Raw genomic sequence first — 14,272 nt, forward strand, 5'->3', positions numbered from 1 at the left:
CTGGTCATGCGCGTCGAACAGGACGACGGGCGCTGGGTTTGCACCCTGTTGTCCCTGGTCTGATCAGCGCTTCTTCTGCTTCTTCGACTCGGCTCGCGCGGCCGCCCGGCGCTCGCGACGGGTGCCGCCGCGCGCCTCCGGGCCCTGGTCCGCGTCGCTGCTGGTCTCCACGCCGCCGGTCTCGTCCGGCCCGGAGTAGCTCAGCCCCTGCTGCTGCGGCGAACCGAGGCCCTTGCCGCGCAGCGCGGACGGGACCTGCTCGCCGTCACCCGCCGGCGCGAGCTGGCTCAACGCGGGGCCGGCGGACGCATGCCGGGCCCGCTTGGGCCGCGGTTGCGCGGCCTGCTGTGGGGCCGGTTGCGTCGGCTGCGGGGTCTGGGGCACGTCCGGAGTGCCGCTGCCGACCTGGCTGACCGACACCGGCACCGCCGGGGCCTCCGGCGCGGGCTGCGGCTCGGCCGCCTCGACCTGGACGTTGAACAGGAATCCGACAGACTCCTCCTTGAGCGCCTCCAGCATTGCCCCGAACATGTCGAAGCCCTCGCGGCGGTACTCGATCAACGGGTCGCGCTGCGCCATCGCCCGCAGCCCGATGCCCTCCTTGAGGTAGTCCATCTCGTAGAGGTGTTCGCGCCACTTGCGGTCCAGGACGCTGAGCACCACCCGGCGCTCAAGCTCGCGCATCGCGCCCGGCCCGACCTTGCCGTCGACCTCCGCCTCGCGTTTCGCGTACCCGTCGCGCGCGTCCTCCAGGACGAGTTCCAGCAGGCGCTCCTTGGACAGGTCCTCCTCGTCCTCGACGAGCGCTTCCCAGCCGATCGACACCGGGTAGAGGGCCTTCAGCGCGGTCCAGAGCTTCTCGAAGTCCCAGTCCTCGGCGTAGCCCTCGGCGGTCTCCGCGTCGACGTAGGCGGTCACCACGTCGGTGAGCATGTGCATAACCTGCTCGTGCAGGTCTTCACCGGCCAGCACGCGGTGCCGCTCGTCGTAGATGACGGTCCGCTGCTGGTTCATGACCTCGTCGTACTTGAGGACGTTCTTGCGGATCTCCATGTTCTGCTGCTCGACCTGGGTCTGCGCGCTGCGGATGGCGCGGCTGACCATCTTGTGCTCGATCGGCACGTCGTCGGGCACCTTGAGCCGGGTCATCACGGTCTCGACCATCGCGGCGTTGAAGCGCCGCATCAGCTCGTCGCCCAGCGACAGGTAGAACCGAGACTCGCCGGGGTCGCCCTGCCGGCCGGAACGGCCGCGGAGCTGGTTGTCGATGCGCCGCGACTCGTGCCGCTCGGTACCCAGCACGTAGAGGCCGCCGACCTCGCGGATCTCCTCGCCCTCGGCCTTGGCCTGCGCGGTGATCTTTTCGACCACCGCAGGCCATTCGGCTTCGTACTGCTCGCGGTTCTCCACCGGGTCGAGGCCGCGGCTGCGCAGTTCGGCGTCGGCGAGGTGGTCGATGTTGCCGCCGAGCACGATGTCGGTACCGCGACCGGCCATGTTGGTGGCGACCGTGACCGCGCCCTTGCGACCCGCCTCGGCAATGATCGCGGCTTCCCGCGCGTGGTTCTTCGCGTTCAGTACGTTGTGCGGGATGCCCTTTTGGGTGAGCAGCTTCGACAGGTACTCGGAGCGCTCCACGCTGGTGGTGCCCACCAGGACCGGCTGGCCCGCCTGGTACCGCTCCTCGATGTCCTCGGCGACCGCTTCGAACTTCGCCGGCTCGGTCTTGTAGACCAGGTCCGGCTGGTCGGCACGGGCCATCGGCTTGTTGGTCGGGATCGGCACCACGCCGAGCTTGTAGGTGGTGTGGAACTCGGCCGCCTCGGTCTCGGCCGTACCGGTCATGCCGGCCAGCTTGTCGTAGAGGCGGAAGTAGTTCTGCAGCGTGATCGTGGCCAGAGTCTGGTTCTCGGCCTTGATCTCAACGCCTTCCTTGGCCTCGATCGCCTGGTGCATGCCCTCGTTGTAGCGGCGCCCGGCCAGGATGCGGCCGGTGAACTCGTCGACGATCAGCACCTCGCCGTCGCGGACGATGTAGTCCTTGTCACACTTGTAAAGCTCTTTGGCCTTCAGCGCGTTGTTGAGGTAGCCGACCAGCGGGGTGTTGGCCGCCTCGTAGAGGTTGTCGATGCCGAGCTGGTCCTCGATGAGGGTGACGCCGTCTTCGGTGACGCCGACGGTGCGCTTGCGCTCGTCCACCTCGTAGTGCTGGTCGCGCTTGAGCATCGGGGCGAGCCGGGCGAACTCCTGGTACCAGCGCGAGGACTGGTCGGCGGGACCGGAGATGATCAGCGGCGTCCGGGCCTCGTCGATCAGGATGGAGTCGACCTCGTCGACGACGGCGAAGTTGTGCCCGCGCTGCACGCAGTCGGCCAGGCTCCAGGCCATGTTGTCGCGCAGGTAGTCGAAGCCGAACTCGTTGTTCGTGCCGTAGGTGATGTCCGCCGCGTAGGCCTTGCGCCGCTGCTCCGGCGTCATGTCGGCCAGGATCGCGCCGACGTCCAGGCCGAGGAAGCGGTGCACGCGGCCCATCCACTCGGCGTCGCGGCGTGCCAGGTAGTCGTTGGTCGTGACGACGTGCACACCCTTGCCGGTGATCGCGTTGAGGTAGGCGGGCAGCACGCAGGTCAGGGTCTTACCCTCACCGGTCTTCATCTCGGCGATGTTGCCGAGGTGCAGGGTCGCGCCGCCCATCAGCTGCACGTCGAAGTGGCGCTGGCCCAGAGTGCGCTTGGCGCCCTCCCGAGCCACCGCGAAGGCTTCGGGCAGCAGTTCGTCGAGGGCTTCACCTTCGGCGTGCCGGCGTTTGAACTCGTCGGTCTTGCCCCGCAGCTCGGCGTCGGACAGTGCGACGACGTCCTTTTCAAGCTCGTTGATGTGCGCCGCGATGTTGCGCAGACGCTTTAGCATCTTGCCCTCGCCGGCGCGGAGCAGTCGGGACAGGACCATCCGGTCGACCTCACTAGCTGATCGTGACGCGTCCGTCACGGACGCTTTGTGGCCATCGTATTAGAGCTGGTGATGGGAACCCGCGATACGGTGCGGCCCCGGCGGGCCCCACACGCGGCTGTCCCCCGCGAACCACGGTACGCGGGGGACAGCCGTTCGGGTCGGCGTTGGCGCAGACTCGCCCTACAGGGCGTCCGCCAACCTGATCACGCCGTAGTCGAATCCCTTCCGCCGGTAGACCACGCTCGGCCTACCGCTATCGGCGTCGGAGAAGAGGTAGAAGTCGTGTCCGACCAGTTCCATCTCGTAGAGGGCTTGGTCGACGGTCATCGGTTTGGCCGGGTGTTCCTTCTCTCGGATGACCCGACCAGGTTCGTACCCGTCCTCCGCGGCCATCCGCTGTTCCGGTACCTCGGCGGCGTACTCGTCCACCTCCCGGGGCGCTTCCAGCAGCGCGGTCCGGCCTTCGGCCGCGGCGGCGCCCTGGCCCATCACCACGGGCCGGTCCGCCATCGCTGCGGTCGCCTCGGCCACAGAAGTCGGGTTGTGCTGTCCGTAGTGCACCTTTCTACGGTCGTGCATGCGCCGGAGCCTGCTCTCCAGCTTGGTCGTCGCGGCGTCGAGTGCGGCGTAGAAATCGCCGGCGCAGGCCTCGGCACGAACGGGCGTGCCCTTGCCCATCAGCGTGATCTCGACTCGCTGGCAGTTTTTGGCCTGGCGGGGATTCCGCTCGTGGAACAGTTCCACATCAGCCCGAATGGCCTTCTTGTTGTACCGCTCAAGCCGGGTCAGCTTCGAATTGACGTGCTCCCGGTAGTGCTCGGGAACCTCGACGTTGCGACCCTTGACGACGATGTCCATTCACGACCTCCGTTCCTTGCGTGCCGTAGGCGAGGTGTGCTCGGCGGGCGCGCGGAAGGCAATCAGCTCACTTCCGGCGCCAGGGACATGGACTTTCGCTCCTTCCCTCCGCCTCGGTTGGCTGGATTGAGTGGCACGTTAGCTCGGTTTACCGATTTGTGACACCCCCCTTGTCGGGCGAAGTCAAGCGGCCACCGAGAGTGATTGGTGCCACCGTTCGAAGCATGAAGCAGGGTGAACCATCCGCATCCGTGGAACCCCATCGGACTCAATTTTCACCCGTTCGGAGGCTACGCGCAGTAGCTCCGCGCCGGGTCGCCGAAGGACCGGATTGTGCCTGCTCACAACGGGAAAACGTGTGGACGGCAGGTGAAGTTCCCGAGGCCGTTCGGCCAACCGCAATCCACCCGAATGCTTCAGCCCGCCGTCGCGGTCAGGCTGAGCACCGCAGCGACTTCGACACCTGCGGTTCCAAGCACCGCCACGCAGCTCGCGGCTGTCGCCGCGGTGGTGATGACGTCGTCGATCACGGCCACTTGCGCCGTCGGCGGTGGAATTCGACCTGTCCGGCCGAGCACTCGGCCGGACAGGTTGCGCACTCGTTCGGCCGCATCCAGACCGGCCGAATCCGCCGCCCCACGTGCGGTGATCAGGCAATCCGCGACGACCGAGGGTTGACCAGAGGCGGTCAGCGCGGCCGCCGCCCGGTGCGCGATGCGGGACATGTGCGCGCCACCCCGGCGACGGGATGCGATCGCCCTCGACGGCGCCGGCACCAGACACCACGCCTGGTCGAGCCGGTGCTCCGCAGCGATCGCGCACAGCCCGACCGCGAGGTGCCGGGCCAGCGGCTCGGCTAGGTGGCGGCGACCGGACTCCTTGTAGGCGAGCACCGCACGGCGGGCCGCGCCCCGGTACCTGCCGAGCGCGTACGCCGGTGGCCCCGGTTCGAGCAGCGGTCGTTCGACGCGGCGGAGCCCGCCCAGCTCGCGCGAGCAGTCCCGGCACCAGGCCGTGCCCGCCACGTCGCAGCCCGCGCAGCGCAGCGGCAGCACCAGGTCAACCAGCCCAGAAAGCCCGGCGTCGAGCCAAGGAACGCGCATCGGCAGATCGTGCCGCAGATCGCTCGCCCGACTCACCGACGCGTGTCGGGTCCGGTCAGCCGGGGAAGAACGGGATGGAGCCACCGCGGATCGGGACCGGGAGCAGGGACCAGACGTCGTCGGTGTCCCGGGACTCCCAGATCCCGCTGCGGTCGCCGACAACCACCCGGCCACCGCTTGCGACCGTCACCGCTTTCAACGGCTGGCCGAGGTTAGCCGCGGTGAACGGGGCCCAGCGGAACCCGTCGACCGACACCTCGAATACCGGCGTGGTGTTGCTGTCGGTGACCGCCACCAGCGAGTCGTTCTGCAGCCACTCGACGCCGGTGATCCGCACTGCCTCCGGGGACGGCAGCTCGATCGGCCGCTGCAGCATTACCCGATCGTCCTGATCGGACACTCCGGCCACCACGAGCCGCCCGTTGACCACCGCCGCGACCCGGGTGCCGTCGCGGGACAGCCGCAGGTCGTTGATCGGCCCGCGACCGGAGAGCGCCCCGGCATCCACTTGACGCGGCACCCAGCTGTTGCCGCTGGCCAGCGCGCGGACCACGTCGCGACCGTCCACAACGGTCCACACTTCGGATTTCCCGCGCCAGGTCGGTTTGCTCATGTCGGCACCGGTAGTCGGGAGTTCGGGCAGGTGCCCGCCGTAGCGGCCGACCCGCAGCTCGACACCGACGCCACCGGGGCGTCGGGTGACCGCCGCGAGCTGTGCGCCGTCGGGCGACTGCCCGGCCCGGAGCACGTCGTACTCGCCCGAGCCGGCCGGGCCCGGGATCGGCGGCGCGTTCTCGTTCAGGACCACCAGCCGCTCGTCGACCACGGCCAACCCGGGCAAGTCCTGGCGCGGGATGTTGTTGGTCTCGTAGGACCCGAGGTCGGTGGGCCACAGGTCCTTCCCGTCCGACAGCAGCGGCGAGCCCTCCACCTTCAGCCGCACGCGTGCGTTGCTGACGCTTTGCAGGGTGAACACGACCTGGGCCGCGATCAGCCGACGGTTTTCACGCGGCAAAGTTCCGAGATCGCTGAGGTTGACCTCCAGGGCACCGTCCCTGGTTTCGGTGGGGTTGGTCTTCGGATGCACCCCGGCGGGGATGGCCGTGTGCATCGCAGACTGCAGACCTTCGGACGGCCCGCTGGTCAGCAGGTCGACGACCCGCCTGGGCAGCGTACTCGCCGGCTGCGACACCACGTACCGCAAATCCGGGACGACGCCGGTCGAGTCGTGGTCCATGAAGTAGATCGGGACCGCCCGGTACACGGCGTTGAACGAGCTCCGGCTGGTGACGAGTTCGGGTGGCGGCGTCGCGATGCGCCACTCGCCGTTCGGCTGCCGCTCCACGCGCACCTGCGTCTGGTACTCACCGGTCTCCGGCACGAAGGACGAGTCCGGCAGAAGCCGCCCCACCTTGTCGGCCTGCAGGCCGACCACCTGCGCACCGTTGGGCAACGGCACGGCAGGCTGCGCCGGGATCGTGTCGACGTTGTCCACGATCAGCAGGCCCGGCGGCGGGGTCCAGGCCCGGCCGACCGGCGGGGTGAGGTGCAGCCGCGCCGACTCGTGGTTGCTCTCCGGGACGGCGGACGAGTTGACGAAGCTGCGGACCAGGGCGAGCGGGTCGGTGCCGCTGGGCGGCTGGGGCACCGGCGCGGTCGCGTTGCTCTCGTCGACCGCCCGGACCGCCTTCGGATCCGAGCTCTCCGGGATCGATGCGCACGCCGACACCGACAGCAGCAGGGCCAACAGCACCGCCACCCGGCGGACGAGACGCACGTCCCTCACTTGTCCTCCCAGGTCTCCTCGGAGAGCCGCGCCGGTCCGAGGTCGCGGATCTCCCGCTCACCGGCCTCCCCGGCCTCGCCATCCTGCGGCGGACCGACGCCGGCTGCGAGCAGCGCCTCCGGCGCCGCGATGCGGCGGTTGCCGGGCAGTTGCAGCGGGCTTTCGTCGAACGAGTCCCCCGGCCGTCGGGGCAGGGTGAGCCGGAAGCAGGAGCCCTCGCCGGGCTCACCCCACGCGTCCAGCGTGCCGCCGTGCAACCGGGCGTCCTCCTGGCTGATCGACAGCCCGAGGCCGGTGCCACCGGTGCGCCTGTTACGGGACGGGTCGGCCCGCCAGAACCGGGTGAACACCAGCTCGGCCTCGCCCGAGCGCAGCCCGACGCCGTAGTCCCGGACGGTCACCGCGACGGCATGCTCGTTCCCGCCGAAGCGGATCTCCACCGGTCCGCCTTCGGCGTGGTCGATTGCGTTGGCCACCAGGTTCCGCATGATCCGCTCTACCCGGCGGGCGTCGGCGACGATGGTGAGATCGGCGCGCGCGGTGGACGGCGCGATCACCCGCAGCGCCACACCGCTGGTGTCGGCGATCGCGCGCAACGACTCCACCGAACGCTCCGCCAGCTCGGTGAGGTCCAGCGGCTCGGCGGCCAGGTCGGCGACGCCGGCGTCCAACCGGGAGATCTCCAGCAGGTCGGCCAGCAGCGATTCGAACCGGTCGAGCTCGTCCACCAGCAACTCGGTCGAGCGGGACAGACCGGGCGGGAACTGCTCCCGGGAGGCGTGCAGCACGTCGGCGGCCATCCGCACCGTGGTCAGCGGGGTGCGCAGCTCATGGGAGACGTCCGAGGTGAACCGGCGCTGCAGCTGGCCGAACTCCTCGAGCTTCGTGATCTGGTGCTTGAGGCTGTCGGCCATCTCGTTGAACGACTCGGCCAGCCGGGCCACATCGTCCTCGCCGATCACCCGCATCCGCTTGTCCAGATCGCCCTCGGCGAGCTGCTCGGCGATCTGCGCGGCCTGCCGCACCGGGCGCACTACCTGGCGGGTCACCAGGTTCGTGATGGCGCCCAGCAGCACCAGCAGCACCAGCGCGCCGAGCAGCAGGGTTTGCTGCACGACCCGGAGGGTGTTCTGCTCGGCGGTCAGCGGGAACAGCAGGTAGACCTGCAGCGGCCGGGTCGCGGTGCTTACCGGGGTGCCCACCGCGAGCATCGTGACGGCGCCTGTCTCGTTCGTCACCGTGGTGATCTTGGTGGTCAGCTGGCCGCGCTCGACGAACTGGCGCAGGTCGTCCGGCACGTAGGAGATCGGGCCCGCGGCCGGTTGCAGCCGCCGGTCACCCGGCGCGCGACCGTCGACCAGCACTGGCTCGAACGCCCCGGCCACCGTGTCGGTCGTGGACTGCCCGGAGGACGTCGTCGTCAGCCGGTTCAGCGCGGCCTGCAGCTGTTCGGCGACGTTGTCCGCGTTCGGGTCGACCGCGGTCAGTTCGCGCTCCAGGATCGGCTGGCTGACCTCGACCTGCGAGATCGCGGCGGCCTCCTTGGCGGTCAACAGCTGCGAGGTGATCTGCCACTGCAGCACCATGCCCAGCACGAAGACCACGGCCATCGACAGGGCGAGGGTGCTTACCACGACGCGCAACTGCATCGAGCGCCGCCACAGCGCCTCGAAGCGGCGCCACCGGCTGCGGGCCTCTTCGCGGACACGGCTGATCAGCCGCTGAACCAAGCGGCCTCGACGCGTCCACACGCTCACGGCAACCGTCCCCCGGGCCCCTCCGCGGCTATGACCCGGCTAGCAACTTTGTCAAAGGCTCGACCGACGACCTACACCGGTGTCCGCAACCGGTCGCGAGACCACTGCGCTCGGTGGGAGGTCTTGCCGCCCAAGCCGCTTCTTCCACCACACGCAACTCGCACCACCCGTCCTCCAGGGGCGGGCCGGGCACGGTGCGGTCTCCGGGGCTGCGACACCACCCCGGAACTTCGCTTGGAAGAGTCGGGGCGCCTGCTCGCGAGCGGGCGCCCCGACTCTCGATCACGACATCACGGGGGGCCGGCCTTGTAACCGACGCCACGGACCGTGAGCACCACCTCGGGGCGCTCCGGGTCGCGCTCCACCTTCGACCGCAGGCGCTGGACGTGGACGTTGACCAACCGGGTGTCGGCGGCATGCCGGTAACCCCACACCTGCTCCAGCAAGACCTCGCGGGTGAACACCTGGCGCGGCTTGCGGGCCAGCGCCACCAGCAGGTCGAACTCCAGTGGGGTCAGCGCGATCGACTGGCCGTCGCGGGTCACCTCGTGGCCGGGCACGTCGATGGTCACGTCGCCGATGGTCAGCACCTCGGCCGGCTCCGCATCAGTCCTGCGCAGCCGGGCCCGCAGCCGGGCGATCAGCTCCTTCGGCTTGAACGGCTTGACCACGTAGTCGTCGGCGCCGGACTCCAGGCCCAGCACCACGTCGACCGTGTCGCTCTTCGCGGTCAACATCACGATCGGCACGACGGACTCGGTGCGGATGGCCTTGCAGACGTCGATGCCGTTAATCCCCGGCAGCATCAGGTCCAGCAGGACAAGGTCCGGCTTGAGCTCCCGCAAGGCAGGCAACGCCTTGGTGCCATCGTTGACGACGGCGGTCTCGAACCCCTCGCCCCGGAGCACGATGGTCAGCATTTCGGCCAGGGCCGGATCGTCGTCCACCACGAGCACGCGTGCCTTCATGGCCAACATGGTTGCACTTGTCACCCCGCCGCCGTGCATCCACCCGCTGATCGTCGTCGCAGGTCGCGGCACAGCGACCGGTTCGACCCAACCGATACCGCCGAATGGAGTACTCACAGCAGTGGTTTTGCACACCGTCGAGACTCCACCGCGGGTATCGCTCGAATCACGCCGCGTAGCAACGAGAACTCGGCCTAGAGCTGCACCATCGGGCGAATGTGCACTTAGGACCGTTCCGCGCGGGACCGCCTGCCGCTCACCACACCAGGACGTGCTTGTCGACGAGAGCCGCGAAGTCCACGTGGTTCACGCCGTCTACCACCACCCATGGCGACCACCAGTTCTCCGCCGCAAGCTGCTCGTAGACCTTGCCGCAGCGCTGCTGCAACGACGCATCCGACTCGAAGGCATCGCGCTGGCGGTCCACTTCGGTCCGTTCCCGGTGCTCGGCGCGGGCGGCCGCCACCTCCGACGGAACCTGCAGCAGGATCTGCAGATCCGGTTTCGGCAGCGCGAAGCGCGTCACCTCCAGCTCGTAGACCCAGGCGACGAAGTCGCCGTGACCGTCCTGGTGGAGCCGAGCGGCGCCGTAAGCGGCGTTCGAGGCGACGTAGCGGTCGAGGAGGACGACGTCGTGCGTGCGGAGGTCCGCGCGCAGCGAGTCCGCCGCGGCACGGCGGTCGAGCGCGTTGAGGACGGCCATGCCGTGGACGGAGCCGCCGAGGTCGCCGTGGCGACCGCGGAGCGCCTCGGCGAAGAGCTCGGCGTGGACGTTGTCCGCGTAGCGCGGGAACGCCGAGCGGGCCACGGAGCGGCCGCGAGCGGTCAGCTCCGCCGCAATCCCGTTGGCGAGCGTGCGCTTGCCAGCGCCGTCCAGACCCTCGATGACGATTAGTCGACCCACGCCAACGACGGTAGTCGAGTCGGTCACCTCCCCTCCGGACGCCCTCGACCACTCGCCCGATTGCACGAATCCTGTTCTGCCGCAATCGATTCCGTAGTATACAACAAGTATGCCGCAGTTCCTATCGAACGACAGCCACCTGGACCGGCAACACCGGCGACGGACCGCTTCGTACCGCGGCTACAGCGGCGAACACGTCGTGGACGTCGACGGCAAGCCGCCGCTGAAGGCGTCGGCCGATCCCGCTTTCCGCGGCGATCCCGAACTCCACAACCCGGAAGACCTCCTGGTCGCGGCTTTGTCCCAGTGCCACATGCTGTGGTATCTCGCGCTGTGCAGCACCTCGGGCATCGTCGTCACCGCCTACCAGGACGACGCGAGCGGAGACATGGTTGAAACCCCGACACCGGTGGGCACTTCACCGAGGTCGTGCTCCGCTCACAGGTGACGATCGCCGACGTGGCGATGCTGCCGATGGCCGAGAAGCTGCACGAGCAGGCGCAAAGCAAGTGCTTCATCGCCAACTCGGTCAACTTCCCGGTCCGCCACGAGCCCGAGATCACCACCCCGCAGTGACGTTCGCCGGGGAACTCCGCCGACCGGCGGAGTTCCCCGGCGCAGGTCACCACCGGACCGGCGCCGCTCGCTAAGTCTCCCTCATCAACACCCGCCCCTTGTCCCAGGAAAGCGATCAAACTTGCTGGTCAGCGCGGCGCAACCGGCTCCGCCGATTGCCTTGCGCGCAGCCGCGGCCGCCTCACCCGAGCCGGGACCAGCTGCTCCCGACGGGCCACAACCACACCGCCGCGCCAAACCAGCCCAGAAACCTGCGAGGAATCCGGGACATGGGGTACTCCGGGCGATCACAATCGGAGGGGCATAGCTCGCCAGATGTCGATCAGCGGTGGAGAATCGCCACCGACATTTCGACGATCAACAACCGCTCGGGAGGATCCAGTGCAAATACCCGGGCCCGACACCCGCGTCGTCGAGCTGCGGGTACACGGCATCCTCGGCACCACGGGCGACGAGCTGACCGATTCGGTGGCCTCGGTGGACGTCGCCGGCGACGGCATCGGTCGCATCATGCGCCCGGCCGACCGCCTGCGCCGTCCCGTTCCCGGACCGATGCTGTCGGCCGGAGACCGCGCGGTGCCCCGCATCGTCGAAGGCTACGTCTGGGGCGGCATGACCTCCGGCGGCCTGACCAAGGCGACCTGGGCCCTGCTGTTCCCGTTCGCGCTGGCCAACATGGCCCACTGGATGCTGCCGCCGGCCAAGACCGGCAACCCGCTCAGCAGCGCACTCTCGTCCGCGCTGCGCGCGCTGCTCCGCATTTCCGCCGTACTGCTGACGATGCTGTTCGTCGCGCAGTTGACGGTCGTCACCCTGGACCTGGTCGCCGCGCAATGCCTCCAGCCCGGCGTGCCATGCATGGAGTTCGTCCCGGACGCCGTCCGGCGCATCGACATCCTGCGCTCCTCGGCCGCCCTGCTGCCTGTTGGGCTCGTGATCCTCCTAATGCATCGCTTGTCCACTGTGTCCTGGCAAATCTCCGCTCCGAAGACCGACAAACCGCAGCACTCGGCCCGAGCACCGATGCTGCCCGGCGCGAATGTCGTCGCAGACCCGGACACGCCCGCACTGCGCGCACTGCACATCGTCGCCGCACTGTCCACAGTGGCTTTGGTCGCGCTCGGTGGGCCGTTCGCGATCAGCGCCGATCCGCGTTGGCTGGTCGCCGCGACACTGCTCGCCATCGCCTTGACCGGAACCGTCGCGCTCGACGACCCGGCCCGAATGCAGCTCGACGGCAAGGAGAAGGCGCTGCGGAGCGTTCTCGGTCGCACTCCGCGCCGCGCACTGATCTCCACCGCCGTAGTGCTGTTGTGCTCGGTCGCGTTCCTCCCCGGACCGCTGGCGGGCGAGTTGCCGGGCTCGGGCGCCACGATCGACGCGATCACCGGCGCGCTGGTATTCACCTGCCTTGCGGTGGCCGTCCTGCTCGCGCCCGCCGCACTGCTGGCACGGCCCGGCTGGAAGGCTTGCCCGCCTAGGCTCCGCCCATGGGCTGGTGGCTGGATGACCGCTCCGGTGCTGATGGTCGCGTGCATGCTCGGCAACGGGTTCGGCGCGGGCCTCGGGCTGAGCGTGAGCAAGGCGCTCGGCGCCTCGCAGGAGCCCGGCGACCCGGTGCTGTTGCTGCCCGCCGCGTACGACGACGTGACGATCTTCTGGGGCACGACCGCCGTGCTGCTCCTGGCCGCCGGGATCATCGGAACCCCGTGGATGCTGGTGAAGCGGTGGCGCACGGGGCTCACCGACAACGACGGTCCCGGCGGGGACGGCCCGGACGGTCCCTTGGGAGCCGACGACTCGATCCCCGACGAGGTCGCCCTGCTGCACGCGGGTCGGCCCGCAGACCAGCGCGCGGCGGCCAATGCCTGGAAGTGGGCGGACCTGCAGCGCCGCTATTCACATCTCGTCCTCCTCGTGATCGCTGGGGTGCTGGCGGTCAGCGCCGCGTTGGCCCTGGTGGCGCGGGTCGCTGAACTGCCGGGCTTCGCCTGGTCCGGCTGGCTGGTCGGAGTGGGGGTCGCCGCGCTCGCGACGCTCGCCGTTGGGTTGCTGCGGATGGTGTACCTGGCCGCCACCAAGCGCGACACGGCCCGCTACCTCGGCGTGCTCTGCGATCTGGCCCTGTTCTGGCCGCGCGAGGCGCATCCCGTGGTGCCACCGTGCTACGCGCTGAAGGTGATCCCCGAACTCGCCGCCCGCGCCACCGTGCACCTCGCCGACCCGAATACCCGCGTGGTGCTCGTCGGGCACAGCCAGGGCAGCCTGCTCGCGGCCGTCGCGACCGCCCGGCTGCTGGAGTCGCTGCCCGAGGCCGACCGCGAACGGGTCGGACTGGTGACCGCGGGCTCCCAGCTCCAGTGGGCTTACCCGCGCGCGTTCCCCGGCGTGGTGCCGCACGCGTCGCTGCGCGACCTCGCCCGCGCGCTCGGCGGTCGCTGGCGCTCGCTGTGCCGCGGCACCGACCCGATCGGCGGCGCGGTGACCACCTGGAACCGGCAGGTATACGACGGCATGCTGATCGGGGTCGGGCTCCGGGCCGACGGCACCGAGGGTCCGCTGCCAGCCGCCACTCGCGGACCGACCGGCGCCCTGGTGCTCGGCGGCGACCATTGGCTCCCGGACCCGCAGCGCGGCCCGTTCTCCTGCCGCCGCTGGGTTCCCGGCGTGCTCGGGCACACCGACTACAGCGGCGACCCGGAATGGGACCGCGCCGTCGCGATGGCCGCAGGCCTGGAAACCCCGGTCCGCGGGGCCGCGCTGCCGCTGCGACCGCAGGCCCCGACCACGGCCCCGACCCCGACCCCGACCCCGACCCCGGCCCCGGCCCCAGCCCCGGCCCCAGCCACGACACAGACCCCGGCACAGACCCTGGCCACGACGCAGGCCCCGGTGATCACGCCGAAGGCGCCTCACCTGACGGCGCAGGGCGGTGACGGCGGGTCCCTCGGCGAGACTATCGAGGAATTGGCCCGCAAACCGGTCGACGACGAGGAGACGGAGACGGCTCGGGTCGACGAGCGGGAGCGGGCCACCGCAGCGGTGCCGCGGCAGCAGGACACGAGGCCCCGACCGGAGCCGTCGGTGCTACCGGAGATCACCGAACCCCGCGGCCGCACCGCCCCGTGGGAACGCGGCATGCCGCTGCGCTCCTCCGATCGCTGAACGGCGTCGGGCGGCCGACCACCGGACGTCGGGGATCCGAGGGGCCACCACGACAGCACGCCACGCTCCATGCCTGGCCGAGGGCCGCCTCCGCCAGGCATGGACCAACTCGGCGGCGGTCCACCCGAAGACCTCGCATCACGCACGAAGTCGGCGCACGCGAAGCATCCATCAGGGCCTCCTGCGCCTCTCCGCCACCCAGA

At 69.8% G+C, this 14,272-nt stretch carries 9 protein-coding genes and 1 pseudogene (1 of these 10 running past the window's edge); 3 read left to right on the plus strand and 7 right to left on the minus strand.

Going from position 1 to position 14,272, the window contains the following annotated elements; all coding sequences use genetic code 11:
* On the plus strand, positions 1 to 63 hold the 3' end of the coding sequence (locus tag FDZ84_RS07105; RefSeq protein ID WP_168585245.1) for an Rv3235 family protein. The gene continues 294 nt to the left of window position 1, outside the view; the window shows 63 of its 357 coding nt (coding positions 295-357); the start codon falls outside the window, past its left edge; its stop codon occupies positions 61 to 63.
* Here the strand turns inward: FDZ84_RS07105 and secA are convergent, their stop codons facing one another.
* From secA to FDZ84_RS07140, 7 genes are all read right to left on the minus strand, one after another.
* A complete protein-coding gene (gene secA, locus FDZ84_RS07110; RefSeq protein ID WP_168585246.1) occupies positions 64 to 2,949 on the minus strand; it encodes a preprotein translocase subunit SecA in 2,886 nt (961 codons plus the stop codon). It abuts the gene before it with no gap.
* A 183-nt stretch (positions 2,950 to 3,132) separates the two neighbouring features.
* Positions 3,133 to 3,810, minus strand: coding sequence for a ribosome hibernation-promoting factor, HPF/YfiA family (gene hpf / locus FDZ84_RS07115; protein ID WP_168585247.1), 678 nt, complete (start codon positions 3,808 to 3,810; stop codon positions 3,133 to 3,135).
* A 416-nt stretch (positions 3,811 to 4,226) separates the two neighbouring features.
* A complete protein-coding gene (locus FDZ84_RS07120; protein WP_168585248.1) occupies positions 4,227 to 4,913 on the minus strand; it encodes a ComF family protein in 687 nt (228 codons plus the stop codon).
* Between the two features lie 55 nt (positions 4,914 to 4,968).
* Complete coding sequence (locus FDZ84_RS07125; protein WP_168585249.1) at positions 4,969 to 6,699, minus strand: LpqB family beta-propeller domain-containing protein; 1,731 nt, start codon at positions 6,697 to 6,699, stop codon at positions 4,969 to 4,971.
* The gene (gene mtrB, locus FDZ84_RS07130) at positions 6,696 to 8,456 is read right to left on the minus strand and encodes an MtrAB system histidine kinase MtrB (protein ID WP_168585250.1); all 1,761 of its coding nucleotides are present in this window, start codon (positions 8,454 to 8,456) and stop codon (positions 6,696 to 6,698) included. Before mtrB ends, FDZ84_RS07125 begins: the two co-directional genes overlap by 4 nt.
* A 290-nt stretch (positions 8,457 to 8,746) precedes the next feature.
* Entirely contained in the window at positions 8,747 to 9,424 is a 678-nt protein-coding gene (mtrA, locus tag FDZ84_RS07135; protein WP_168585251.1) for an MtrAB system response regulator MtrA, read from the minus strand.
* Positions 9,425 to 9,680: 256 nt separating this feature from the next.
* Complete coding sequence (locus FDZ84_RS07140; protein ID WP_168589862.1) at positions 9,681 to 10,328, minus strand: dTMP kinase; 648 nt, start codon at positions 10,326 to 10,328, stop codon at positions 9,681 to 9,683.
* A 98-nt stretch (positions 10,329 to 10,426) separates the two neighbouring features.
* Between FDZ84_RS07140 and FDZ84_RS07145 the strand changes: the two are divergent.
* Both FDZ84_RS07145 and FDZ84_RS07150 read left to right on the plus strand, forming a co-directional pair.
* Positions 10,427 to 10,904, plus strand: a pseudogene (locus FDZ84_RS07145) (OsmC family protein).
* Positions 10,905 to 11,285: 381 nt separating this feature from the next.
* Positions 11,286 to 14,069: a hypothetical protein gene (locus FDZ84_RS07150; protein ID WP_168585252.1), complete on the plus strand. Its 2,784-nt coding sequence runs from the start codon at positions 11,286 to 11,288 to the stop codon at positions 14,067 to 14,069.
* The last annotated feature ends 203 nt before the right edge of the window (positions 14,070 to 14,272 follow it).

This window comes from Saccharopolyspora sp. ASAGF58, assembly GCF_012277335.1.
Lineage (GTDB): Bacteria > Actinomycetota > Actinomycetes > Mycobacteriales > Pseudonocardiaceae > Saccharopolyspora > Saccharopolyspora hattusasensis.